The organism is Acinetobacter sp. YH12134, from assembly GCF_013418555.1.
Lineage (GTDB): Bacteria > Pseudomonadota > Gammaproteobacteria > Pseudomonadales > Moraxellaceae > Acinetobacter > Acinetobacter indicus.
On the sequence record NZ_VPBT01000009.1, the window covers coordinates 22,649 to 45,653 of the forward strand.

Consider the following 23,005-nt stretch of genomic DNA (forward strand, 5'->3'; position numbering starts at 1 on the left):
ATTTCAATATAATAAATATTAAAAAATTTTTTAGATAAATTTCAGTTAAATCAGAGAATAAACAGATCATGATGCCGAATTGACAAAAAATGTCAGTCTGGAATTGTCTGGTCGGATCAGGTGTCAGCCACAGAATTGTTCTAAACCGCAATAAAAAAAGCAGACCTGAGGTCTGCTTATATTTAAAGAAGTGCTTAAGCTTCTTTGTTCTGTTCAGCGCTTGCAGGCTGATCGTTGCTCACGGTTTCAGTGTGGGCTTTTTCAGTCGGGAAGCTTGGTACATAAACCATTTCTGCTGATACATTGGCTGCATACAGGGTGACCATAAACAGGCCAAGCGCTTTTAAAACGTTCATCAATCTTACCTTCACAAAAAAAGGATGACTTGGGAGAAAAGTCATCGTGGGAGAGTGTATTCAAACAACAGCTATGATAGCGCGTTGTGATTGAGAGAAAATGATCATATCGGCAAGTTTAAGACTTTTTGTTAAAAAATAACATTTAAAAACAATAAATTAGAATAATTGCTCTAATCATTTAGCTACAAGATTTAAATTAATGATGATTATTACAAGAACGAGATCATCCTGTTTTAAGATGAAAAAATCTCCAGATTTTTTGCCCCATCCACGCGTCATCTCTGTACAAATCCCTTGATCTGTATAGAGATGTAAGTTTTTGACGCGCTATGGTTAAGCGCTCTTTTATTGTCTATTTTTTATTCTAAGATGAACGTTTATACCAACACTGAGGGATCAATCATGGCGATTGCAAAAGTAGTAGAAGTGAATGCCAGCAGTAATAAAAGTTTTGAAGATGCCATTCAAAGCGGCATTGCCAAAGTCGGTGAAACAGTCAAAAACCTGCAGGGTGCCTGGATTAATGAACAGAAAGTGGTGATTAAGGACAATAAGATTACCGAGTATCGGGTCAATTTAAAAATCAGTTTCCTGGTGGAATAAGGCGCATAGAAAAAAATCCCCGTAAGGGGATTTTTTATGGCAGCGATGCTTAAGGATGTAACTGCTTATTGTTCCGGTACATCGCACTGGTCATCCTGACATTGCGCGCCGTTGTCTGTAGGTGTTTCCAAAGCTTTTTTCAGCACCTGTTCAAACACTTCCCGTGGCTGGGCACCGGCTAAAGCAACGCGCTGGTCAAATACAAAAAAGGGTACGCCCGTCACTTTAAGCTGATCACGTGCTACATCCTGATCAAATTTCACAAAATCGGCATAGGCATCAGAATCGAGCACATCATCGACTTCCACCGGGTTTAAACCGATACGCGCAGCGACATCTTCCAGCGTTTCGCGTTCGCCAATGGCTAGACCTTGGGTCATATAGCTGTAGAAAAAGGCTTCCTTGGCTTCATTGCCCAAGCCTTTGCTTTGCGCCAGATGAATCAGACGGTGGGCATTCAAGGTATTGCCGGAATTGGCCTGTTCCCAGTTAAATTGGATGCCTTCTTCAGCAGCCATGCTGGCAATATTGCGCTGCATGTCTTCTACTTCCGCCAGGGTACGGCCATATTTTTGCGCCAGACGTTCAGAATTGGAAATTTCCTGACGTTCCGGTGCCTCCGGGTCAAGCTGGAAGCTGTGCCAGTGCACCTCAAGTTCTACGCCGACCTGTGCTGCCGCGGCTTCAAGACGTTTTTTGCCGATATAACAGAAAGGGCAGACCACATCGGACCAGATATCTACACGCATGAATATTCTCTTTGCCTTGTTTTCAACTATTGATGGGGATGATTTGCCTGAATTAAAGCCGAGATGGGTACTTTGCCGCCAGCAAACCGTATTTTTCATCCTCATCACTTTATATTTTTTGAAAATAAGCTAAACAATAAAAAAATTAGCTGAATAAAATAAATCACTTAAGTCATTTTTATTGTTTGATCTTTTGTGTGCTTTGTTGAATAATTTTGTCTAAAAAACAGGCGATACAACAACAAAGCGTTATGATAACGAGAAATACAACAAGAGGACAGGATATGCGACGTATAGTGTGGATCATCGTCCTCGTGACCTGTGCCGTGTTTGGATTGATGTTTTATCAATATCAGGCACAACAAAAAGAACTGACCCAATTACACGAATATCAGAACGTACTGTATGACAAGGCCGAGCAGATTTATGTACAGGCGCAGGATTGGTCGACCCCGATTCAGGTTGATCCGTCCGATCCGCGTTTAAGCGGTGATTATGCCCTGATGGCTGAATTTGTGATTAGCCATCTGGTGCAAAGTGCCGAAGCGCGTAACAGCTATTTACGCGAACTGAAAGCGTTGCAATGGGATCAGTTTCTGGATATTAAACGCCTGAATGAAGATAAAAAACAGGACTATGCCGAAACTGAAGCGATGCTGTCACAGGTCAAGGCTATGATGGAGCTATATCAGGAGCATCTGACTGAACATGAAGCACAGGCGCTGGCCCAAATTGAAGAATTACCGATTAAATCGCATCTACGCCGTCAGTTAAGTGAATCTCTGCTGGAAAGCCGCCAGAATGATGAAGGCACAGTGCTATTTGAGCTGGAAAAACAGAGCCTGAGTCAGGCCTATGTACTGCTTGGGATTCTAAAAAATAATCGCTGGGAAATGAAAAACAACCTGTTTATGTTCTATGAAGATGCAGGCCTGAAACAGTTTAATCAGGCCTATCAGGACATGCTCAAGCTGAATCAGCAAATGCAGGAGATTACCCAGGCGCATCAGCAGGCATTGGCTGAAAAACTGTAAGTAACAGCTCAACTTCTTGCACCTGTTTTAAGCCAAAGCTTAATACTGCCCCAACACCGTCATGGGGCAGTATCGGCAGATGCAAGGTGCATTCTTAATGATCACCTGGCCACAGGCTCAGGACATATTTTAGTGCTGCTGCTGGCCGCGATGGCTGTGAAAATGCACTGTGAGTGTACAGCCTCTAGCGCTTTTTAAGGGTGTGGATGGCTACGAGTTATATACATGGACAGCATCGTGCGTGATCCATTTAAAAAGAGGAAAAGAATAAAATTATGAATGAAAAAATATTAGTATAAGTAATTGATAAAATTCTAAAATTTAAGAAATTATCTTTCTATTCTTTCTTGTTTTTAACTAGTTCATCTCCTCCTCATGTTGGTGCCGATTTACCAGCAAAATCCGGCAGATTTTTTTTAAAAATGGCATAGTAATTGCTCCAATCCCGCAGGAATAGCGCTTGTCTGCAACATGCAGGCAAGGGCCAGTATATTTTTAAAAGATGGCTTCAGAGAAAAGCATCACTGAGCTGCGGCGTGGGGCTACATATGACAACGAGCAAACAGAATATTTCGCCCGAAGATGAATTTTTAGGGGCAGGAAAAAGCCTGACTTATGGCTTACAGCATGTATTAACCATGTATGGCGGTATTGTGGCACCGCCGTTAATTGTCGGCACAGCGGCCGGTTTAACTGCTGCGCAAATTGGGATTTTGATTACTGCCTCATTATTTATGGGCGGACTGGCGACCCTGTTACAAACCTTAGGCGTGAAATATTTCGGGGCACGCTTGCCACTGGTACAAGGCGTGTCCTTTGCCGGCGTGGCCACCATGGTCGGTATTGCCACCACGGGTGGCGGTTTTAATGCCATTCTGGGCGCGGTGATTGCCTCCTCCTTAATCGGGTTATTGCTGGCACCTTTCTTTGCCAAGATTATCCGTTTCTTTCCACCGGTGGTGACCGGCTGTGTGATTACCATCATCGGCCTGTCTTTATTGCCGGTGGCTGTGCGCTGGATTATGGGCGGCAATAGCAATGCACCCGACTGGGGTTCTATGCAAAATATTGGTCTGGCCGCCATGACCCTGGGGATTTTGCTGCTTCTAAGCCGTTTTGGTTCTGAAACCATTCGCCGTACCGGAATTTTACTGGCAATTCTGATCGGTTCGATTCTGGCTTATGCTTTGGGTTTTGGCGATTTTTCCAAAGTGGGTGAGGGCGCATGGTTTGCCTTTCCTGACTTTTTAGCCTTTGGCCCACCAACTTTTCATCTGTCCGCAATTCTGGCCATGACCATTGTGATGGTGGTGGTCTTAACTGAAACCACGGCCGATATTATTGCGGTGGGAGATATTGTCGGTGCCAAAGTCGATGACAAGCGTATTGCCAATGGCCTGCGCGCCGATATGATTTCCTCAGCAGTAGCGCCCTTCTTTGGCACCTTTATGCAAAGTGCCTTTGCCCAGAACGTGGGACTGGTGGCGATTACCGGTGTGAAAAGCCGCTTTGTGGTAGCTGCCGGTGGCCTGATTCTGGTGATTTTGGGCCTGCTACCGATTATGGGCCGTATTATTGCTTCCATTCCTACGCCGGTATTAGGCGGCGCTGGTCTGGTCCTATTTGGTACAGTGGCGGCCAGCGGAATTCGTACTTTATCTAAACTGGACTATAGCGATCAGAAAAACCTGATTATTGTCGCGACGTCTCTGGCTGCCGGGATGATTCCAATTATTGATCATTCTTTCTATGCCCAGTTTCCAACCTGGTTTAAAACCCTGTTCCATTCGGGCATTAGCTCGACCTGTGTGATGGCGATTTTCCTGAATATCCTGTTTAACCATCTTCATTTTGGTAAAAGGACAACGGTTGAGCCAGTGTTAACCACAGTGGCCAAGCCCGAACATTAAGGCGATGAGCTGAAGCTTGCTTCAGTCGTGATTGAGATGCAATTTAAAAATGCCCGATGTAGCACATGGGGCGTTTTGTTTTGAATAATTTTCGCGAATATAAAAAATCCCCGTATCAAACGGGGATTTTTTTATCTAAGTATTTAAAGATTAAACGCGTTCGATAATTGTCGCGATACCTTGACCAAGACCGATACACATGGTCGCAAGACCAATTTGGGTATCTTGTTGTTCCATGACGTTCAATAATGTGGTTGTGATACGCGCACCTGAACAACCCAATGGGTGACCTAGTGCAATTGCACCACCGTTCAAGTTCACACGATCTTGCTGATCATAAATGCCTAAGCCTTTAAGAACAGACAAACCTTGTGCAGCAAACGCTTCGTTTAATTCAAAGGTTTGAATGTCTGCAATTGACAAGCCAGCACGTTTAAGCGCTTTTTGTGTTGCAGGTACAGGGCCATAACCCATGATTGCTGCATCGCAGCCTGCAACTGCCATAGAGCGAATCACGGCACGTGGTTTTAAACCTAAAGCTTGTGCACGTTCAGCAGACATAAGCAGCATCGCAGATGCACCATCAGACAATGCTGAAGATGTTGCCGCAGTGACCGTACCGCCTTTCGGGTCAAATACAGGACGTAAAGCTTGGAACGCCTCAAGGTTGGCATCTGGACGGATCACTTCGTCGATGTCGCATAGCTGTTTAAAGCCATTTGCGTCATGACCTTCAATACCAATGATTTCGTTTTTAAAACGACCTTCTTGTGTTGCAGCCCATGCACGACGATGTGATTCCACACCAAAGGCATCTTGCTCTTCACGCGAAATACCGTTCATGCGACCCAACATTTCAGCAGTTAAGCCCATCATGTTTGATGCTTTGGCATAGTGCTTCGATGCAGCAGGGTTGATGTCGATACCGTGCATCATGCCCACATGGCCCATGTGCTCTACACCACCAATGATGAAAATATCACCCTGATTGGTTGCAATTTGTGCTGCAGCCGTGTGGATGGCTTGCATTGAAGAACCACACAGACGGTTTACGGTTTGACCCGCTACTGTTTTTGGAAGATCAGCCAGTAATGCAATATTACGACCAATGTTCATGCCTTGTTCTAGGGTTTGGTTCACACAGCCCCAGATTACATCTTCAACTTCGTTGACATCAAACTGGTTACGAGCAACTAAAGCACGAACCAATTCAGCCGATAGACTGTCAGCACGTACATTGCGGAACATACCGTTTTTGGTTTTACCCATTGCAGAACGTACGCCATCAACGATGACAACGTCACGTGGATTTAAAGTAGCCATTCACGTTGCTCCTTAACCGTAGAATTTTTTGTTGTTAGCAGCCATGTCACGCAACATTTGTGGCGCTTCATAAGCTTTTCCTAAGTGTGCATATTTGTCGCAAAGCGCAACGTATTCAGCAACACCTGTTTGGTCGATGTAACGGCATGGGCCACCACGGAATGGAGGGAAACCTACACCCATAATCATCGCCATATCTGCTTCAGATGGTGTTGCCACGATATTGTCTTCTAAGCAACGAACAGTTTCGTTACAGAACGCTAGCATCATACGATCAATGATTTCTTGTGCATCAAATTCGCGTTTTTCAGATGTTGCCACAGATGCCACAAGCTCGTATGCAGTTGGATCAACCACTTTGGCTTTTTTGCCTTTGCGATCCAATTCATATTTGTAGAAACCAACGTCATTCTTTTGACCAAGACGTTTGTTTTCATACATGACTTGGATTGAGCCTTTATAGTCAGGCTTCATGCGGTCAGGGAAACCTTCTGCCATAACTTCTGCACCGTGAACGCCCGTGTCGATACCGACAACGTCAATTAAGTATGCAGGACCCATTGGCCAGCCGAATTTTTCCATGACTTTGTCGACTTGCTGGAAGTCTGCACCATCTTTAAGTAACAAGTCGAATGCACCAAAGTAAGGGAACAATACGCGGTTCACCAAGAAGCCTGGGCAGTCATTCACTACGATTGGTGTTTTACCCATTTTCTGAGCAAGCACCACAGTAGTCGCAATCGCTTCAGGTGAAGTTTTTTCACCACGAATCACTTCTACCAATGGCATCATGTGCACTGGGTTAAAGAAGTGCATGCCGACAAAGTTTTCTGGACGTTGTAGGTTTTCAGCCAAACGTGTGATTGAAATGGTTGAAGTATTTGAAGCAATGATCGTGTTGTCACGAACATTTTTCTCAGTTTCAGCCAACACAATGCCTTTGACTTTTGGATTTTCAGTCACGGCTTCAATCACGATATCCACTTCTTTAAACTCGTCATAGCTTAAAGTTGGGCGGATACGTGCCAAAGTTTCACCCATTTTGGCAGGTGTCATTTTTTTACGTTCAACTTGCTTGGTCAGCAATTTGTTTGCTTCAGACATCCCCAATGCTAATTGTGGGTTGCCGATGTCTTTCATGATAATTGGTGTGCCTTTGCTTGCCGCTTGGTAAGCAATACCACCGCCCATGATACCCGCGCCGAGTACAGCCGCTTGGTTCACAGGATGTGCACCTTTTTCATATTTTTTCGAGGTCTTTTTCACCACTTGGTCGTTGATAAACAAACCAATCAACGCACCTGCTTGAGGCGTTACAGCAGCTTTAGCAAAGCCTTCAGCTTCTGCTTTGAGTGCGTCATTACGTGGCAAGCTTGCACCAGCTTGTAAAGAATCCAGCATGAGTTTTGGTGCTGGGTATTGTGCAGGATTCGCTTTGGCTAATACCGCACCTTTGGCTGTGTTGAACGCCATCATTTGTTCAAGTGGGTTCAATTTTACAGGGTCTAATTTTTCTTGGCGTTTTGCTTTCCAGTCCAGACGGCCAGCTGCTGCCTGTTTAGCCAGATCAACTGCGGCTTCAGTCAGTTTGTCCGCGGCAACAACGGCATCTACTGCACCATCTTTTAATGCTGCAGCCGGTTTTTTCGGATTGGCCATTGCCATCCATTCAACCGCATTGTCGATACCAATAACGCGGCTTAAACGAACCGTACCACCAAAGCCTGGGAAGATTCCCAGCTTGATTTCTGGCAGGCCGACTTGCGCCTGTTCGGACATGACACGGTAGTCACAGACCAGACACATTTCAAAACCGCCACCCAGCGCCATACCATTAATGGCAGCGACTTTAGGAATATCTAGATCTTCAAAGCTGTTGAAGATGTCGTGAACAGGCAACGCCCATTCCACAATTGCTTGTTCGCCTTGTGCGAAGTTTTCACCAAACTCAGTGATATCTGCACCCACGATGAAGGTCGATTTGCCTGAAGTGACCACCAAGCCTTTAATTTCACTATTGGCTTTGACAGCGTCAATTGCAGCTTTAAAATCTTCAATCGTTGCACGGTTAAATTTGTTGACCGACTCACCTTGTAAGTCAAAGCGGAATTCTGCAATTCCGTCCGAAAGCATTTGGACGGTAATGGCATTGCCAGCGTGGATCATGCCTGATCTCCTTTATTTTGGAGGATTTCTAAGTTGATGTTGTGAAGCGAGTGTGCATTTCCCGCACACTTCTATGCCTCGCTAATCTTACGATAACTATATCGAAAAAGAACATAACAAGTTGTATCAAGCCGTGACGCAAGGGTCATCAATTTTTCTATGCCCAATCAAGGTCTTGTTCCCTTTCTTCTCCTGCTTATTTCGCTTAAAAGCAGATGAAGTACTTGTTTCAGTTTTACTTTTTTGGCGCGGTTGCCTTCTGTTTATAACGGAAAAAGCTGCTACTGCCCATGCCGGAGTTGTGGTGTTTTGGTCAAAAAAGTCAATTTGTGTGAATGGACAGGGCATTGCAAGCACCTGAACAGCGCCAGTTTTGCAACGCTGTGTCTTAAACGACCGGCTGATTGGCCTGGCTAAATTTGTTATACTCGCCGATATTTTGGCTTGTCTGTTGTCCCTGTACAGGGCGGCAATTTCCCGGATGTTGCTATGCTTAAGTGGATTATTCTGGCCATCTTTGTTATTTCAGCGTTTTATATCCAGCAACGCGGCAAAGTTCGGCATTCGTTTTATCGTCAGTTCTTTGACCATTCGACCCTGTTCGCCCCGATTAATTTTCTGATGTACCGTTTTTCGCGCGTACCGAATCAGCCCTATATTGACACCCAGCATTTTCAGGATTTAAAAGTGCTGGATGAACATTGGGAGATGATTCGCGATGAGGCCAAAGCGCTGTATGAACAAGGCGGCATCAAGGCCTCCAGCAAATATGATGATCTGGGGTTTAATTCTTTCTTTAAAACTGGCTGGAAACGCTTTTACCTGAAATGGTATGACACCGCGCATCCTTCTGCGGCCGAGCTGTGCCCGAAAACCACGGCCTTATTAAAAACCTTGCCAAGTATTAAAGCGGCAATGTTTACCGAACTGGCACCAGACAGCCGCCTGGTTCGGCATCGCGATCCTTATGCCGGTTCGCTGCGTTATCATCTGGGTTTAATGACCCCGAATGATGAGCGCTGTTTTATTGATGTCGATGGCCAGCGCTATTCATGGCGCGATGGGGAAAGTGTGGTATTTGATGAAACCTATATTCACTATGCTGAAAATGGTACCGAGCAAAACCGGATTATTTTCTTTGCCGATGTCGAGCGGCCGTTAACTACCCGTTGGATGCAAAAGTTTAATCACTGGTTTGGTAAAAAGGTGATGACGGCGGCCAGCTCGCCCAATGAAGTCGGGGACCGCACTGGCGGCCTGAATAAAGTCTTTGCCTATGTTTATCAGATCCGGATTCAAGCCAAGGCCCTGAAAGCCAGAAACCGGACCCTATATTACATTTTAAAATGGGTGCTGATGTTGGGGCTATTCTTCCTGATTTTTATCCGGCCTTATCTGTTTTAAGATGATATTCTGATCTTTTGCACTCCAACCAAAACGCCCACATGGGCGTTTTTTTCTGCACGGCCCAATACAGCAGCCCCCATAAATTTTGTGTAAGATACAGACAGTAAAGGGGAAAATAATGCAGAAATTTCGTTCCAAAATTGACTGGTGGGTGTTGGCTTTTTTAATCTGTATGACCGGGCTGCTGGTGCAATTGTTACTGACCATGCAGGCCAAAGGCACCATGCAAGCGTATCCGGTGCATACTGCGGTGTATCTGCTGACCATTGTGGTGATCTGGTGGCCGGTGTGGAATACCCGCTATCGTGTGAGCGAAGACTGCCTGACCATCCGCTGCCTGTTTTTAAGCTGGCGCATCCCATTGGCGCAGATTCAAAAAGTATCACCGACCAATAACTCGGTGGCATCTCCGGCCATGTCCTTAAAACGCTTAAAGATTGACTATCAGCAAGATGGTGTGAACAAGTTTGTGCTGGTGTCGCCGCGGCATCCGGAGCAATTCTGCGCCGCGATTAAACAGTCTTTATCGTCCTGATTCAGTGCTGGTCGCTGGGTCCGGCTTGAATCAACAGCTGCTGATCCTGACAGTCCAGACACAGACTAAGCTGCTCTGGATGACTGAGGAAATACAGCGCCAGAATCGGTTCCAGTTCGGTGCGCATGCGGCGGCCCAAATGCCGGGCGCCATAGCGAATATCATGTCCCTGATAAAAGTAGGCTTTGGCGGCATCGGTCAGCTGTACCTGACGCTTCTGATGCTGCAGGCGTTTGTTCAGTTTTTCCAGTTCAATCTCGACCAGTTGCGGCAGGGCATTTTCCTGGACCGGCGCATAATGCAGGGTCCGGTCAATCCGGTTGAGAAATTCCGGATCAAAACGGCGCTGCATCACCTTTTCAATAATCTGTCTGGCCGGCAGACGTTTTAGACAGAGGTCCTGCATTTTTTTCGGGAACAGATTCAGCTTGTCCAGATATTGCTGCGCAGCTTGGGCACCGACATTACTGGTCATGAAAATCATGCAATTGCGAAAGTCGATGGTTTTGGTGCCAGAAGTCAGGGTCAGTTTGCCGGTGTCCAGCACATTCATTAGCCCGCGCAGTACTTCAGTCGAGGCTTTTTCCAGTTCATCAAATAGCACAATGCCGGGGCGGGTGTGACTGCCTGCAATCGCAGTTTCATCAAACAGGCTATGGCCTTCTTTGGAGCCAACATAGCCCGGCGGTGCACCGGTGAGTGCTGCTGCATAATGTTCCTGTGCCAGCGTGTTCATATCAATCCGGCAAAAAGCATCCGGGCGGCCATAAATCGCTTCACTGATCAGCCGGACAGTTTCAGTTTTACCGACGCCAGTTGGCCCCAGCATTAGCGTCACCGACAGCGGACGTTCCGGGCTGGAAAAATCTGCCTTGACCACATGCAGCATTTTTTCAATTTCATTTAAGGCTGTGTCCTGTCCAATAATCCGGGTTCTGAGCAGCTGCATCACTTCACGTGGTTCAAAATGAAAGCGCGGTTTGCCAATCAGGCGGTCTTTTTCCGATGTCGCATGTGTTGAGGTGGTCGGCTGAATAATATGCATGGCAGAGTGGACGGTGTGCATAAACTGAATCCTGAGCGGGACAAGCTGTTCAGCATAGCAAAATTTGTCTGTGGCACTAAGACTTTGTAGCAATCATGTCATTTCTGCCGGCATGCTTGCGCGGCAATGCTTGAAAATAGCAGAATCACCATCACATCATGCTAGAGCAGACGAGATCGATAAATAGGCTGAATGTGAACGAAAACGCACGCGAACATATTGTCAAAATTCTGGCCAATATGACCACCTTGCCCGGTATTTACCGCATGCTGGGTAAAGATGGGGAACTGTTATATGTGGGCAAGGCCAAGAATCTTAAAAATCGCGTGTCCAGCTATTTCGTAAAAACCATCGAACATCCGAAAACCCAGGCGCTGGTGGCGCGGATTTATGATATTGAAACGCTGGTGGTACGCTCTGAAACCGAAGCCTTGCTGCTGGAACAGAACCTGATCAAGCTGCATCGGCCGCCGTATAACATCATGCTGCGCGATGACAAATCTTATGTCTATATTTTTGTCTCCAGTGACAAGCCTTATCCGCGGATTGCCAGTGGCCGTGGCAAAGGCAAGCATCAGGTGGGTAAATTTTTCGGGCCTTATCCAAGTGCCTACAACGCCCGTGATACCTTAATTGTGCTGCAAAAGCTATTTAATGTGCGCCAGTGCGAAAACAGCTATTTTTCCCAGCGCAAACGTCCCTGCCTGCAATATCAGATCAAACGCTGTTCGGCGCCTTGTGTCGGGCTGATTTCACCGGAAGCCTACCAGGAAGATGTGCAGAACTCGATCCGTTTTTTACAGGGCGATACCCGTGAACTGAATCAGGAACTGATTGCCAAAATGGAAGCCGCGGCTGAAGCACTGGAATTTGAAAAAGCGGTGTTTTATCGGGACCGAATGGCCTTGCTGCGCGATGTACAGGCACAGCAGGCAATTTATAAGGTCAAAGGCGAAGCCGATATTCTGGCAATTGCCTATCAGGCCGGGGTGACCTGTGTGCAGATTATGCATGTGCGCAATGGCAAGATGCTGGGCGGGAAAAGCTATTTTCCGGATATGCTCGGAGATGATCAGGGGCAGATGCTGTCTGACTTTATCGCCAATTTCTATTTTCAGGTCGCCGATGAAGTACCGGCCGAGCTGATTGTGAATGTGGAACTGCCAGATGCCAAAGAGCTGGAGCAGGCGCTACAGCAGCAGTTTCAGCAGAAAGTCCAGATCAAGCACAAAGTCCGCGAAACCCGGGCCGAATGGCAAGAACTGGCACAAATGAACGTGCAACACGCGATTAAAGGCAAGCTGGCCAATCACTTCGAGCTGAATGAGCGTTTTCATCAGCTGGAGCAGGTGGTGGGGCGTCCTATTGACCGGATTGAATGTTTTGATATTTCCCACACCATGGGCGAAGCGACCGTGGCGTCTTGTGTGGTGTTTGATTCGGGCGGTGCGCGCAAACGCGATTATCGCCAGTTTTCCATCAATGACATTACCGAAGGCGATGACTATGCCGCAATGCGTCAGGCCCTGACCCGACGCTATAAAAAAGCCATGCTGCCGGATTTACTGCTGATTGATGGCGGTAAAGGCCAGCTGCATATGGCGATGGAAGTGATGCAGGAACTGGGACTGGAAGCCTTTATGGTCGGCGTGTCCAAAGGCGAGGGGCGTAAACCTGGACTGGAAACCTTGCATTTTACCGATGGCAGCAAAATCCAGCTGCCGGAAGATCATAAAGCTCTGCATCTGATTCAGCAGGTACGGGATGAAGCGCACCGTTTTGCCATTACCCGGCATCGGGCCAAACGTGATAAAAAACGTGGCAGTTCGGTGCTGGAAGTGATTCCCGGCCTGGGACCAAAACGCCGCCGTGATTTGCTGACCCATTTTGGCGGGATTCAGGGCGTGCTAAAAGCCTCGGAAAAAGACCTGATGCTGGTGCCGGGACTGGGGCAGGTCATGGCCCGCACCATCTATAAAATTCTGCACGAATAAGTCCGGCATATTTGACCTATTGGCAAAAATAGTCACTGGCCAGTATACGATTGACCATTCACAACCCTACTGAAAAACTGCAAGATGAAGCGCACTCAATAAAAAGGAAAATATATGTCGCTGCGTTCTGTATTTGTCGCAATCGAGCAGGATGAATGGATTCAGATTCCAACAGGCTGGTTACAGGGCCGAACCATCTATGGCGGACTGGTGGCCGGACTGATGATGCAGAAAGCCCTTTCGGTGATTGCCGACCCGGATAAACGTCTGCTCAGTGCATCGGTGACCTTTGTCGGGCCGGTGCGGGAAGACCGGGCCAGAATCAGTGCAGAAATTTTGCGACAGGGCAAGTCGGTGACCACGCTGGAAGTGCGCTTATGGCAGGATGATGCGGTACAAAGCATCTTGCTGGCCAGCTTTGGCGCGGCGCGTGAGTCCACTATTCAGGTACAGCAGGAACCGGTGGCGCCGGATTATCCTGCACCAGCGCAGCTTAACTATTTACCGGTGCATCAGCTGATGCCGGAATGTTATCAGCAGTTTGAGGTGTGCTGGGCCGAAGGCGATTATCCGTGTACCGGCAGCCAGCAGTCCGATTTTGGCGGCTGGTGCCGCTATACGCCAGAAAAACATGCCAACCGCGACTTTACTGTGGCCGATCTGGTTACACTGATGGACATTTGGCCACCGGGTGTACTGCCTTTATTTAAAACCTTGTCACCGGCCAGTTCGCTGACCTGGCATATTACTTATGTGCATCCGATCCGCCACCAAGTGCATGATTGGTTTAAATATAAAGTGATTACCGAGCATGCGGCAGATGGCTATTCTACTGAAACGGCGCATCTTTGGGATGCTGAAAACCGGCTGATTGCCATTTCGCGGCAAACCGTAACGGTCTTTGCCTAGTGACACTTTCTGCCATTTCGTATAAAGTGAAGCCTATTAACGATGGATAAACCCTCAAAAAATATGTGCATTTAGCTCGTGCATAACGGGGAAGCATTGGCGGTGTCTATGACAACAGGTCGAATCCTGAACATTCCAAATATTTTAACTTTAGCGCGTATAGCCTTAATTCCCGTATTTTTATTGGTGGCCTACTGGCCGCCTGCCATGGGAATCCATGATCATGATGCAGGGATGACCCGGCATCTGATTCTGACCGCTATTTTTGTGATTGCTGCCGTCACTGACTGGTTTGATGGCTATCTGGCACGAACCTTAAACCAGACCTCAGCCTTTGGCCGTTTCCTGGATCCGGTGGCGGATAAACTGATGGTGGCAGCCGCCCTGATTGTCTTGGTGCAATGGCAGCCGACCATTTCCATGGCCTTTGCCGCGATTGTAATTATTTCACGTGAAATTACCGTGTCGGCCTTGCGTGAATGGATGGCAGAACTTGGCGCGCGTACCAGCGTGGCGGTCTCTACCGTCGGGAAATATAAAACTGCATTTCAGATGATTGCGATTTCCGTGTTCTTGCTGAACTGGGAGCCACTGGAATTGCTTGGTTATGCCTTACTCTATACTGCGGTGGTGCTGACTTTGTGGTCGATGTTTATTTATTTAAAAGCCGCCTGGCCGTATTTAAAACAGCCTTAAGGCAAAAAAGCTCCTGTACAGGAGCTTTTTTTATGGATTAAAAAATACAGAATCATTCCTTCATCTTTAACCGGATTGCGGTTTAACTATGGGTTTCTTCTTCTGCGTCATCTTCAAAGGTTCTGGCAATCTTTTCAATATTCAGGCTTTTGGCCATCGCATCAAAAATTTCTTTATAGACACCGTCCTGATGGTAGAGCGTGTCATGTTCGCCGTGTTCGGCAATCGCACCTTCTTTCATGACATAGGTGTAATCGGCATCAATAATCTGCGACAGACTGTGTGAGATAATCACCACGGTACGGCCCTGTTTAATTTCATCCAGACTCTGCTTGATCTGCTCGGTGGCAATGGCATCCAGACTGGCGGTTGGTTCATCCAGAAAAATAATCGGTGGATTTTTCAGGAACATCCGCGCCAGTGCAATCCGCTGCTGCTGACCGCCCGAGAGCATCAGGGCATCACTGTCATAGCCTTGCGGGAGCTGCAAAATCTGCTCATGAATCGAGGCTTTCTGGGCCGCCTGTATCACTTCTTCCTGAGAAGCATCGGTTTTGCCATAGCGGATATTGTCAAAAATACTGCCCTGAAAAATATGGTTTTTTTGCAGCACCAGCCCGATATGATCACGCAGGTACTGGGTGTCGATGTCTTTTAAATCCACTCCATCTAACTGAATGCTGCCCTGCTGTGGTTCATAGAATTTATCCAGCAGGCTGATCAGGGTCGATTTCCCTGCACCGGACAGGCCGACCAGTGCGGTAATCTTGTTGGGCTGAATGCACATCTCGATATTTTTTAAGGCATGATGCCCGTTCGGATAATAAAACTCGACCCCGCTTAAATTGAATTGCCCGCGAATTACCGGTTTTTGTGCACCGCTGGCTTCAATTTCATCATCGGCCTCCAGAATCTGGAAAAAGCTTTCCGAGTAGATCATGGCATCATTCACTTCATCATAAATCCGGTGCAGTGAACGGATTGGTGCCGACACGTTATTAAACAGCAACACGTGATACATGATCATGCCGATACTCATCTGGCCATCCAGCACAAAATAGGCAGTCAGGATAATAATCAGCACAATTCCGATCTGTTCAATAAAGGTTTTCAGGCCATCAAACAGGAAGCTGGTCTGCCGGGTATGCATCTGGTTATCGGTCAGTTCCTTTTGCAGTTTTAGCTGTTTGTCCGATTCGATATGTTCCCGGTTAAAGGATTTGATCACGGTAATCGAGTTGATAATACTCAGAATACCCTGGCTTTTCCGTTCGCGGCCATCACGTAAATTGCGGCGCCAGCTGCCAAGTTTCTGGGCCTGTTTATAGGTCAGCCAGAAGTAAATGGGCACAATGGCCGAGGCCACCAGTCCGACATAGAAATTGGCCCAGTACATCAGCCCTAAGGCAATAATCGCGCTGGTAAATAACGGTAAAATATCAATAAAAAAGATTTGTACCAGCCGGGTGAGGGAGCCAATGCCGCGGTCAATCCGGGTTTGCAGCTTGCCGGCCTGATTGTTATCCTGATTAAAAAACGCCAGCCGGTAAGTCAGGAACTTCTCAATAATGCCTTGAGCCAAATCCTGCGACACAAAAATCCGCAGTTTTTCACCATAAAATTTCTGCCCGAATTGGACAAAGGCATTAATGATTTCCTTGCCCAGTAAAATGGCGCTAATGGTTATCAGAATCTGCCAGCCTTCAGCCAGCCCCTGACCGGCTTCTACCAGCCGGTTAATGCTGTCGACGGCATATTGCAGGGTCAGGGCATTGACCTGTGCGGTCAGGGAACCAATTAAGGTTAGAATCAGCGTGGCAATCACCAGCAGCCGATACGGCCGCACAAAGGGCTTGAGCTTCTGAAAGAGCTGCCATAAGTTCATAAGCAATTATTTTTTATTCTAAAACCTGTTTTTCAGTCTATGTCGATTTGGCGTGGCTCACAAGCACAGAGAATGTTTTGATTTGTGAAGCCGTTTTGGGTTTAAACTGAAGTTCCGCTTCGCAGGAAAACGCCACAATGAATCTGGAACTGTTTCCGCCCGAGCCGCGGCAGAATCTGTTGCCCTATGAGGGGATCGTGCAGGATTATGGGCTGATTCTGTCCGCTGAGGACAGTCACGCTTACTTGCAGCAATGTTTACAGCAGCTGGCCTGGCAAGCCGATGAAGTCACCTTATTTGGCAAACATTATGTCACCGCGCGGAAAATTGCCTGGTATGGTGATGAGTATTATCAGTATCGTTATTCGGGCAGTTTGAAGCAGGCGCAGCGTTGGCATCCGGCTTTGTGGCAGTTAAAACAGCAGATTGAACAGATCGTGGGACATCCATTTAATTCCTGTTTAGCCAATTTATATGCAGATGGCAGTCAGGGACTGGGCTGGCACAGTGATGATGAACCGAGTCTGGTCGCATCTCCGGGTGCAGAAACGGTGATTGCTTCTTTAAGTCTGGGTGCAACCCGTAAATTTAGCTTTAAGCACAAACACAGCGCAGCAAAAGTCGAGCTGCTGCTACAGAGTGGTCAATTAATTGTGATGCGTGGGCAGACCCAGCGCTACTGGAAGCACAGCCTGCCCAAATCCAGCCGTGTGGTGACGCCGCGAATCAATTTAACCTTTCGCTATTTTTATCCACTCTAATGCTGGTTGTGATCCAAAGGCCGGGCAGGGCAGAGATTTATCTCACCACGCTGATCTTAACAGCTGTATTTTGATAAAGATCAATCTAGGTATGTGGATTCAGACTTTCAACTTTCTGTTCAATCAGCGCGGCATTTTCCTGCAAAATGGCAATCAGCTTTTCGACATTGACAAATTCAAAGCGGTTTTTGGAGGCCAGTAAGGTCAGGGTGAATGGTGCTGTTTTATTGGAGAGTCTGATCGGCACCGACAAGCCGGCCAGTTGTGGTTCCAGTTCACCACTAGAATAGTAATAGCCCTGTTTTTTGATCTTTTTCATTTTGCTGATGAACTCGGCTTCATCCTGGGCAAAACCGGACTGACGGAACTGCACGGCAAAACGCTGATAATAATTCAGCATTTTCTGTTTTGGTAAATGCGCCAGCATGATTTTCGGTGACGAACCCATATACACCGGACGTGGGCAGCCGCGGCCATAGGACAGCAGATTCATATGCTGGAATACTTCATCATGCAGGTCGATACAGGCATCCTGATTCAGATAGGTCAGTACGCAGCAAAATTCGGTACGCTGCACAATATCCTGCATAAACGGAATGCTGATTTGCACCAGTGGATCGGTGGTGCGGGAAATATAATCCAGCACTGCAATTTTCGAGCCGAGGGTGTAATCGCCCGAAGTCCCACTTAAACGCTGCAATAATTCGGCCGAAACCAGTTCTTTTAAATAGCGGTAGCTGGTCGGTTTGGACAGGCCCAGTTCTTCACTGATCATATCGACATTAATCACCGGACGTGACACTGAAAATAAATTCAGAACCATCAAAATTTTGCCAAAACTCGATATTGCCATCAGTAATTACTCTACAACGTGAAAAAAGATCAATGAAAAAATCCGGTACTGACTATCATAACAGACCGGATTGAGCTGAAAACCAAGAGAAAGGGGATTTGGACGTCAACAGCGAGATTTTAAGGCTGGACGCCTTGCGGATAACGATACCAGCTTTCAATGAACAGGGCGGCCGCAATACTGTCGGCGGCAATTTTTTTACCGCGTCCCTGAGCCTGATAATGATCCAGTTCATCACGGGCTTCACGCGTGGTCAAACGCTCGTCCACCATCAGGGTTTCGATATTGGTCTGATGACGTAAACGTCGGGCAAACTTGCGCGCCCGGGTCGACAGCTCTGACTCGCTATCATCCATGTTCAGTGGCAAGCCAACCAGAAATAAATTTGGCTGATACTGTTTCACCAGTTTCAGCAGTTCGTCCCAGTTTGGAATACCATCTTTCATGGGAAACAGGGCCAGCGGCGTGGCGCTTTCAATCAGGGATTGACCCACCGCCATGCCCATTTTCTGGGTGCCAAAATCGAAGGCCATAATCAGGTGTACAGCAGACTCAGGCATGGCCAATCTCTGATGCAAGCCAGGTGCGGTCAATTCCGATTTTCCGGTAGGCAGCATCCCAACGGTCGCTATAGGGTAGATTAAAAATCAGGTCCATATCTGAATCACAGATCAGCCAGTCACCACGTGAAATTTCTTCTTCCAGCTGGTTTTTGCTCCAGCTGGCATAGCCGAGGGCAATCTGATAACGGCCTACGCCTTCGTTATGCGCAATGGCATCCAGAATATCTTTGGAGGTGGTAATACAGACATTTTCACCAACCGCAATGGATGAATGCCAGGTTGGCTGGCCAGTATGCAGCACAAATCCAGCTTCCGGACGCAGCGGCCCGCCTTGCAGCACTTCATGTGGATGGACATGATCGGCTTCAATATCCAGATCATTCAGTAATTCTTTAATTTGAATCCCTGCCGGACGATTGAGAATAATGCCTTGCGCCCCGTCTTCATCATGACGCGCCAAATAAATGACAGTATTCGCAAAAAAGTCATCATTTATCTCGGGTGGCGCAATAAGACAGCGATGTGTCAGATATTGTTTGGTCACCTAAGCCTTTCTCCTAAAATGTATGTTCTGATATAGATATAGGTCTTAATCATCACGTTACAAGAGGATTGCTATTTCACCAAACATTTTTTGTGGTTTTTCAGTGATTTTATGCGCCAGATTGAAACTTGAGCTGACGTAACTGCTTGGCATGCTGCAAGGTGGTTTCGTTAATTTCGACGCCACCAGTCATCCGTGCCAGTTCCAGAATCCGCTCTTCTTCTTGCAGCATTAAAATAGTACTACTGGCCGGATCAGTCTGCTGTTTCTTCACCAGCAGGTGCTGGTCAGACTGAGCCGCAACCTGCGCCTGATGGGTAATACACAGGATTTGTACGTGCTGCCCCAGACCGGCCAGTAAACGACCCACAATTTCCGCAGTACCGCCACTAATCCCGACATCAATTTCGTCAAACACCAGCACTTCTGCTTCGGTTTTTTCAGCATTCATGACCTGCATCACCAGCGCAATACGCGACAGTTCACCGCCCGAAGCGACACGCGCCAGTGGTTGTGCTGGAATACCTTTATTGGCTGTAAACAGCAGCTGGATAAAGCTTAAGCCTTCACTCGATGGCTGCTCTAAAGGCTCAAATTTAAATTCAAAATGTGCTTCTGGTAAGGCCAGCTGTTTCACCTGTTCGGTCAGCTGTTTGGCCAAAGGTCCGGCAGCTTCACGTCGAATCTGGTCTAAATGTTCGGCCTTGGCCAAAAAGTCCTGATAGGACACTTCGACCTGTTCGGCCAAGGTTTCCGGATCTTCCAGCTGATGCAGCTGTTCCAGCTCGGCCTGCCAGTTGTCATATTCGGTTTTCAATAATTCTGGCTGGGTGCGATATTTACGGGCCAGACGATGGAAAATTTCCAGTTTGGAATTCAGTTCTTCCATCCGCTCCGGATCGAAACTCTGCCGGTCAATAAAATGACGCAAACTGGCGGTGGCATCTTCAATTTCACTTTGCGCATTCAGCAGGGAAGTATAAATTTCTGACAGCTGTTCACTGCGGCCGGCATGGCTTTCCAGACGCCGTAAAATCGAGGACAGTTCCTGGCTCAGGTTTGGCTCTGCTTCATCCAGCCCGTTCAGACTATAGGCACAATCCTGCATAATCGCTTCATGATGGCTTAAGCGATCAAATTCCTGTTCAATATTGGCATAATCGACCTGGACCACTTCTTCTAATTCTTCCAGCTGCAATTCCAGTGTGTCGATGCGCTGTTTACGCGTCGCCTGGGCATCCAAAGCCGCCTGATGCTGGCGAATATCTTTTTGCCACTGGCTATAGGCATCGCGTACGGCCTGGGCTGGCGCATAAAAATTGCTATAACGATCCAGCCAGTGTTTTGGATAAGGCGGTTCTAACAGCTGCTGCTGGCTGTGCTGGCTATACAGCTGCACCAGCAAACGGCCAATTTCTTTGAGCTCAGACAGACTGCTCGGACGGCCGTTAATCCAGGCCTTGCTGCGTCCGGTGGCGAAAATTACCCGGCGTAAATGAATTTCGCCCGATTCATCATCCAGTTCCTGCTGTTTTAGCCACTCGGCTTCTGGACTACCGTCATGATAGCTGAAGGTGGCAGTGACATCGGCCTTGTCTGCGCCATAACGAACATAATTGGTGTCGGTGCGTTCGCCTAGACAGGCCGAAAGTGCATCCAGCAATAATGATTTTCCGGCACCTGTTTCCCCGGTCAGGACGTTAAAACCAGATTCAATATCAATGGCTAAACGGTCGGCTAAGGCAAAATTGATCAGGGTTAAATGTGTCAGCATAAACGCATCCAGGCTGCGAAAAGTTTGAGTTGAAGAATGTCAGGTTGGGCAGTGCAAAGCATTGCCCTTTATTTTAAGCAATTGAAAAAACACAATCATTCTAGCTTAATTTTTGCAGAAAAATAAAACTTCTCGGTACAGAATATTCAGCGGCATGCTGTGAGCAGAGGTTCTATATCCACCATGTAGATCAAGTCGCTACTGTTGCAATCGAAAGATCAGCTGTTATCTTCATCTGAAACAGAAAACTGTGTCCAGTTTCATGTGTTTGCAATACAGCGTCGGCAGAATGTTGCATAACTTTATCTGCCAATCAGCAAATTTTTTATGATTATCAGACAAGCTGAAAACGAGCAGAAAAGTGCTCACTATATTTAGAGATTCAGATGAAAATCAGTCAGATGCATAACCCGAATTGAACCAGTTCGGCGCAGGATTTGTCAGGCTGAAAATACAGATGGTCGGAGAGTGCAATGGGGGCGTTGAACTTTAGTTCATCTGCGATTAAAAGGTATTTGTACTTGCCTGAAAGTTGATTTAGACTCTCGCAAAAATGAGGTGAATTTATTCGCGTGCCAGGCAAAATGACTTGCCTGAAACGACAGGAAATAGAGTGATTTACCTTAGATGAAGATTGATTGATTAGTTCAGTAGGCAGCATTACACTACCTCAATCATAAAATATAAAAACGCGTTAGCTGGAGAATACGCATGTCAGCTCAGTTTGATCATGTATCAGTGGTAAAAAAATCCAATGTTTATTTTGGCGGGCTCTGCATTAGTCATACGGTGCAATTTGAAGATGGCACCAAAAAGACGCTGGGTGTGATTTTACCGACTGAACAAGCCTTAACTTTCGAAACGCATGTTCCTGAACGGATGGAAATTATTTCAGGTGAATGTCGTGTGCAAATCGCCGATAGTGAAGAAAGTGAGCTTTTCCGCGCTGGTCAGTCTTTTTATGTACCGGGCAACAGCCGTTTTAAGATTGAAACTGATGATGTACTGGACTACGTTTGTCATTTAGAAGGCTAAGCATTTTTAGCCCAAATCGGTTAAACTAGGCCGACACAGAAATCCTGTAAAGTTTCCTTTGCAGGATTTTTCTTTTGGATTTACAGCACAGCGTTGAGGTCATTCATGGCAAAACCAGAATATTATTATGGCGTTCATTCGGTAGAGTCATTGTTAGAACTTGAACCGGAGCGTGTATTAACCCTGTTTACCCTCAAAGGTCGTGATGACCAGCGTTTACAGCGTATTCTGGAACTGGCAGAGCCGTTTGGTATTAGCGTACAAAAAGCCAGTCGTGACAGCCTGGAAAAACTGGCCGGTTTGCCATTTCATCAGGGCGTGGTGGCTGCGGTGCGTCCGCATCCAACCTTAAATGAAAAAGATTTGGAACAGCTGTTGCAGCAGTCCAATCAGCCACTGTTACTGGCTCTGGATCAGGTCACCGATCCGCATAATCTGGGCGCCTGTATCCGTACGGCAGCAGCCATGGGTGTAGAAGCGGTGATTGTACCGCGTGACCGTTCAGCCAGCCTGACCCCAACGGCGCGTAAAGTGGCTGCTGGTGGCGCCGAGAAAGTTAAATTTATTCAGGTTACCAATCTGGCCCGTACTTTGGGGCAAATCAAAGAGCAGTTTAATGTACGCGTGGTCGGCACCATGCTGGATGAAAAAGCCTTGCCGATCCAGAAGTTTGACTTCACCGGTACGGCGGTGTGTGTGGTGATGGGAGCCGAAGATACCGGTTTGCGCCCAATCACCCAGTCGCAGTGTGATCAAACCGTGTATATCCCGATGATGGGCAATCTGCAAAGTCTGAATGTTAGTGTGGCCACTGGCATGGCGCTGTATGAAGCCTGCCGTCAGCGTCAACCGGCTTAAGC

22 protein-coding genes are annotated in these 23,005 nt (G+C 47.1%); 11 read left to right on the plus strand and 11 right to left on the minus strand.

Annotated features, from left to right (window positions below; all coding sequences use genetic code 11):
• Positions 1-194: 194 nt before the first annotated feature.
• Positions 195-356, minus strand: coding sequence for a hypothetical protein (locus tag FTU69_RS07025; protein WP_168369786.1), 162 nt, complete (start codon positions 354-356; stop codon positions 195-197).
• Between the two features lie 405 nt (positions 357-761).
• Between FTU69_RS07025 and FTU69_RS07030 the strand changes: the two genes are divergently transcribed.
• Positions 762-962 (plus strand): dodecin family protein, encoded by a 201-nt coding sequence (locus FTU69_RS07030; protein WP_005181715.1) that lies wholly within the window; start codon positions 762-764, stop codon positions 960-962.
• A 65-nt stretch (positions 963-1,027) separates the two neighbouring features.
• Here the strand turns inward: FTU69_RS07030 and FTU69_RS07035 are convergent, their stop codons facing one another.
• A complete protein-coding gene (locus FTU69_RS07035; RefSeq protein ID WP_160241685.1) occupies positions 1,028-1,711 on the minus strand; it encodes a DsbA family oxidoreductase in 684 nt (227 codons plus the stop codon).
• A gap of 284 nt (positions 1,712-1,995) precedes the next feature.
• On the opposite strand from FTU69_RS07035, the gene FTU69_RS07040 reads away from it, so the two are divergent.
• Both FTU69_RS07040 and FTU69_RS07045 read left to right on the plus strand, forming a co-directional pair.
• The gene (locus FTU69_RS07040) at positions 1,996-2,745 is read left to right on the plus strand and encodes a hypothetical protein (RefSeq protein ID WP_104471815.1); all 750 of its coding nucleotides are present in this window, start codon (positions 1,996-1,998) and stop codon (positions 2,743-2,745) included.
• 548 nt (positions 2,746-3,293) lie between these two features.
• Complete coding sequence (locus FTU69_RS07045) at positions 3,294-4,655, plus strand: nucleobase:cation symporter-2 family protein (protein WP_127798509.1); 1,362 nt, start codon at positions 3,294-3,296, stop codon at positions 4,653-4,655.
• Positions 4,656-4,805: 150 nt separating this feature from the next.
• On the opposite strand, the gene fadA is transcribed toward FTU69_RS07045, so the two are convergent.
• The 3 genes from fadA to FTU69_RS07060 form a co-directional block, all read right to left on the minus strand.
• Positions 4,806-5,978 (minus strand): acetyl-CoA C-acyltransferase FadA, encoded by a 1,173-nt coding sequence (gene fadA / locus FTU69_RS07050; RefSeq protein ID WP_004975824.1) that lies wholly within the window; start codon positions 5,976-5,978, stop codon positions 4,806-4,808.
• Between the two features lie 12 nt (positions 5,979-5,990).
• Positions 5,991-8,144: a fatty acid oxidation complex subunit alpha FadB gene (fadB, locus tag FTU69_RS07055; RefSeq protein ID WP_180103636.1), complete on the minus strand. Its 2,154-nt coding sequence runs from the start codon at positions 8,142-8,144 to the stop codon at positions 5,991-5,993.
• Between the two features lie 126 nt (positions 8,145-8,270).
• Positions 8,271-8,492, minus strand: coding sequence for a hypothetical protein (locus FTU69_RS07060; protein ID WP_034598125.1), 222 nt, complete (start codon positions 8,490-8,492; stop codon positions 8,271-8,273).
• A 141-nt stretch (positions 8,493-8,633) separates the two neighbouring features.
• Here FTU69_RS07060 and lpxO point away from each other — a divergent pair, with 141 nt between their 5' ends.
• Positions 8,634-9,548, plus strand: coding sequence for a lipid A hydroxylase LpxO (gene lpxO / locus FTU69_RS07065; RefSeq protein ID WP_168406131.1), 915 nt, complete (start codon positions 8,634-8,636; stop codon positions 9,546-9,548).
• A 121-nt stretch (positions 9,549-9,669) separates the two neighbouring features.
• On the plus strand, positions 9,670-10,086 hold the full coding sequence (locus FTU69_RS07070) for a PH domain-containing protein (RefSeq protein ID WP_180103637.1): 417 nt from the start codon (positions 9,670-9,672) through the stop codon (positions 10,084-10,086).
• 1 nt (position 10,087) lies between these two features.
• On the opposite strand, the gene FTU69_RS07075 is transcribed toward FTU69_RS07070, so the two are convergent.
• The gene (locus tag FTU69_RS07075) at positions 10,088-11,152 is read right to left on the minus strand and encodes an AAA family ATPase (protein WP_180103638.1); all 1,065 of its coding nucleotides are present in this window, start codon (positions 11,150-11,152) and stop codon (positions 10,088-10,090) included.
• A gap of 173 nt (positions 11,153-11,325) precedes the next feature.
• Between FTU69_RS07075 and uvrC the strand changes: the two genes are divergently transcribed.
• The 3 genes from uvrC (at position 11,326) to pgsA (ending at position 14,730) form a co-directional block, all read left to right on the plus strand.
• The gene (gene uvrC, locus FTU69_RS07080) at positions 11,326-13,125 is read left to right on the plus strand and encodes an excinuclease ABC subunit UvrC (RefSeq protein ID WP_005181732.1); all 1,800 of its coding nucleotides are present in this window, start codon (positions 11,326-11,328) and stop codon (positions 13,123-13,125) included.
• 114 nt (positions 13,126-13,239) lie between these two features.
• The gene (locus FTU69_RS07085; RefSeq protein ID WP_180103639.1) at positions 13,240-14,034 is read left to right on the plus strand and encodes a thioesterase family protein; all 795 of its coding nucleotides are present in this window, start codon (positions 13,240-13,242) and stop codon (positions 14,032-14,034) included.
• A 108-nt stretch (positions 14,035-14,142) separates the two neighbouring features.
• On the plus strand, positions 14,143-14,730 hold the full coding sequence (pgsA, locus tag FTU69_RS07090) for a CDP-diacylglycerol--glycerol-3-phosphate 3-phosphatidyltransferase (protein ID WP_034598126.1): 588 nt from the start codon (positions 14,143-14,145) through the stop codon (positions 14,728-14,730).
• 82 nt (positions 14,731-14,812) lie between these two features.
• On the opposite strand, the gene FTU69_RS07095 is transcribed toward pgsA, so the two are convergent.
• On the minus strand, positions 14,813-16,615 hold the full coding sequence (locus tag FTU69_RS07095; RefSeq protein ID WP_005181751.1) for an ABC transporter ATP-binding protein: 1,803 nt from the start codon (positions 16,613-16,615) through the stop codon (positions 14,813-14,815).
• 137 nt (positions 16,616-16,752) lie between these two features.
• Between FTU69_RS07095 and FTU69_RS07100 the strand changes: the two genes are divergently transcribed.
• The gene (locus FTU69_RS07100; RefSeq protein ID WP_016659661.1) at positions 16,753-17,376 is read left to right on the plus strand and encodes an alpha-ketoglutarate-dependent dioxygenase AlkB; all 624 of its coding nucleotides are present in this window, start codon (positions 16,753-16,755) and stop codon (positions 17,374-17,376) included.
• 85 nt (positions 17,377-17,461) lie between these two features.
• Here the strand turns inward: FTU69_RS07100 and FTU69_RS07105 are convergent, their stop codons facing one another.
• The 4 genes from FTU69_RS07105 to recN all read right to left on the minus strand — a co-directional run bounded on the left by FTU69_RS07105 (position 17,462) and on the right by recN (position 21,110).
• The gene (locus FTU69_RS07105; protein ID WP_016659660.1) at positions 17,462-18,229 is read right to left on the minus strand and encodes an IclR family transcriptional regulator; all 768 of its coding nucleotides are present in this window, start codon (positions 18,227-18,229) and stop codon (positions 17,462-17,464) included.
• Positions 18,230-18,348: 119 nt separating this feature from the next.
• Positions 18,349-18,789: a Holliday junction resolvase RuvX gene (gene ruvX, locus FTU69_RS07110; protein ID WP_075167604.1), complete on the minus strand. Its 441-nt coding sequence runs from the start codon at positions 18,787-18,789 to the stop codon at positions 18,349-18,351.
• A complete protein-coding gene (locus tag FTU69_RS07115; protein ID WP_005181761.1) occupies positions 18,782-19,336 on the minus strand; it encodes a YqgE/AlgH family protein in 555 nt (184 codons plus the stop codon). Before FTU69_RS07115 ends, ruvX begins: the two co-directional genes overlap by 8 nt.
• A 109-nt stretch (positions 19,337-19,445) precedes the next feature.
• Positions 19,446-21,110 (minus strand): DNA repair protein RecN, encoded by a 1,665-nt coding sequence (gene recN, locus FTU69_RS07120; protein ID WP_180103640.1) that lies wholly within the window; start codon positions 21,108-21,110, stop codon positions 19,446-19,448.
• A gap of 711 nt (positions 21,111-21,821) precedes the next feature.
• On the opposite strand from recN, the gene FTU69_RS07125 reads away from it, so the two are divergent.
• Positions 21,822-22,145 (plus strand): pyrimidine/purine nucleoside phosphorylase, encoded by a 324-nt coding sequence (locus tag FTU69_RS07125; protein ID WP_005181767.1) that lies wholly within the window; start codon positions 21,822-21,824, stop codon positions 22,143-22,145.
• A gap of 105 nt (positions 22,146-22,250) precedes the next feature.
• Entirely contained in the window at positions 22,251-23,003 is a 753-nt protein-coding gene (gene rlmB, locus FTU69_RS07130; protein ID WP_005181769.1) for a 23S rRNA (guanosine(2251)-2'-O)-methyltransferase RlmB, read from the plus strand.
• The last annotated feature ends 2 nt before the right edge of the window (positions 23,004-23,005 follow it).

Bases quoted from the DNA above. Each gene is read 5' to 3' on its own strand.
- lpxO (WP_168406131.1), top strand. From the start codon at position 8,634: ATGCTTAAGTGGATTATTCTGGCCATCTTTGTTATTTCAGCGTTTTAT.
- pgsA (WP_034598126.1), top strand. From the start codon at position 14,143: ATGACAACAGGTCGAATCCTGAACATTCCAAATATTTTAACTTTAGCG.
- rlmB (WP_005181769.1), top strand. From the start codon at position 22,251: ATGGCAAAACCAGAATATTATTATGGCGTTCATTCGGTAGAGTCATTG.
- FTU69_RS07125 (WP_005181767.1), top strand. From the start codon at position 21,822: ATGTCAGCTCAGTTTGATCATGTATCAGTGGTAAAAAAATCCAATGTT.
- FTU69_RS07025 (WP_168369786.1), bottom strand. From the start codon at position 356: ATGAACGTTTTAAAAGCGCTTGGCCTGTTTATGGTCACCCTGTATGCA.
- FTU69_RS07035 (WP_160241685.1), bottom strand. From the start codon at position 1,711: ATGCGTGTAGATATCTGGTCCGATGTGGTCTGCCCTTTCTGTTATATC.
- FTU69_RS07075 (WP_180103638.1), bottom strand. From the start codon at position 11,152: ATGCACACCGTCCACTCTGCCATGCATATTATTCAGCCGACCACCTCA.
- FTU69_RS07040 (WP_104471815.1), top strand. From the start codon at position 1,996: ATGCGACGTATAGTGTGGATCATCGTCCTCGTGACCTGTGCCGTGTTT.
- FTU69_RS07085 (WP_180103639.1), top strand. From the start codon at position 13,240: ATGTCGCTGCGTTCTGTATTTGTCGCAATCGAGCAGGATGAATGGATT.
- FTU69_RS07060 (WP_034598125.1), bottom strand. From the start codon at position 8,492: ATGCCCTGTCCATTCACACAAATTGACTTTTTTGACCAAAACACCACA.
- fadA (WP_004975824.1), bottom strand. From the start codon at position 5,978: ATGGCTACTTTAAATCCACGTGACGTTGTCATCGTTGATGGCGTACGT.
- fadB (WP_180103636.1), bottom strand. From the start codon at position 8,144: ATGATCCACGCTGGCAATGCCATTACCGTCCAAATGCTTTCGGACGGA.
- FTU69_RS07105 (WP_016659660.1), bottom strand. From the start codon at position 18,229: ATGGCAATATCGAGTTTTGGCAAAATTTTGATGGTTCTGAATTTATTT.
- FTU69_RS07045 (WP_127798509.1), top strand. From the start codon at position 3,294: ATGACAACGAGCAAACAGAATATTTCGCCCGAAGATGAATTTTTAGGG.
- recN (WP_180103640.1), bottom strand. From the start codon at position 21,110: ATGCTGACACATTTAACCCTGATCAATTTTGCCTTAGCCGACCGTTTA.
- FTU69_RS07030 (WP_005181715.1), top strand. From the start codon at position 762: ATGGCGATTGCAAAAGTAGTAGAAGTGAATGCCAGCAGTAATAAAAGT.
- ruvX (WP_075167604.1), bottom strand. From the start codon at position 18,789: ATGCCTGAGTCTGCTGTACACCTGATTATGGCCTTCGATTTTGGCACC.
- FTU69_RS07070 (WP_180103637.1), top strand. From the start codon at position 9,670: ATGCAGAAATTTCGTTCCAAAATTGACTGGTGGGTGTTGGCTTTTTTA.
- FTU69_RS07095 (WP_005181751.1), bottom strand. From the start codon at position 16,615: ATGAACTTATGGCAGCTCTTTCAGAAGCTCAAGCCCTTTGTGCGGCCG.
- FTU69_RS07100 (WP_016659661.1), top strand. From the start codon at position 16,753: ATGAATCTGGAACTGTTTCCGCCCGAGCCGCGGCAGAATCTGTTGCCC.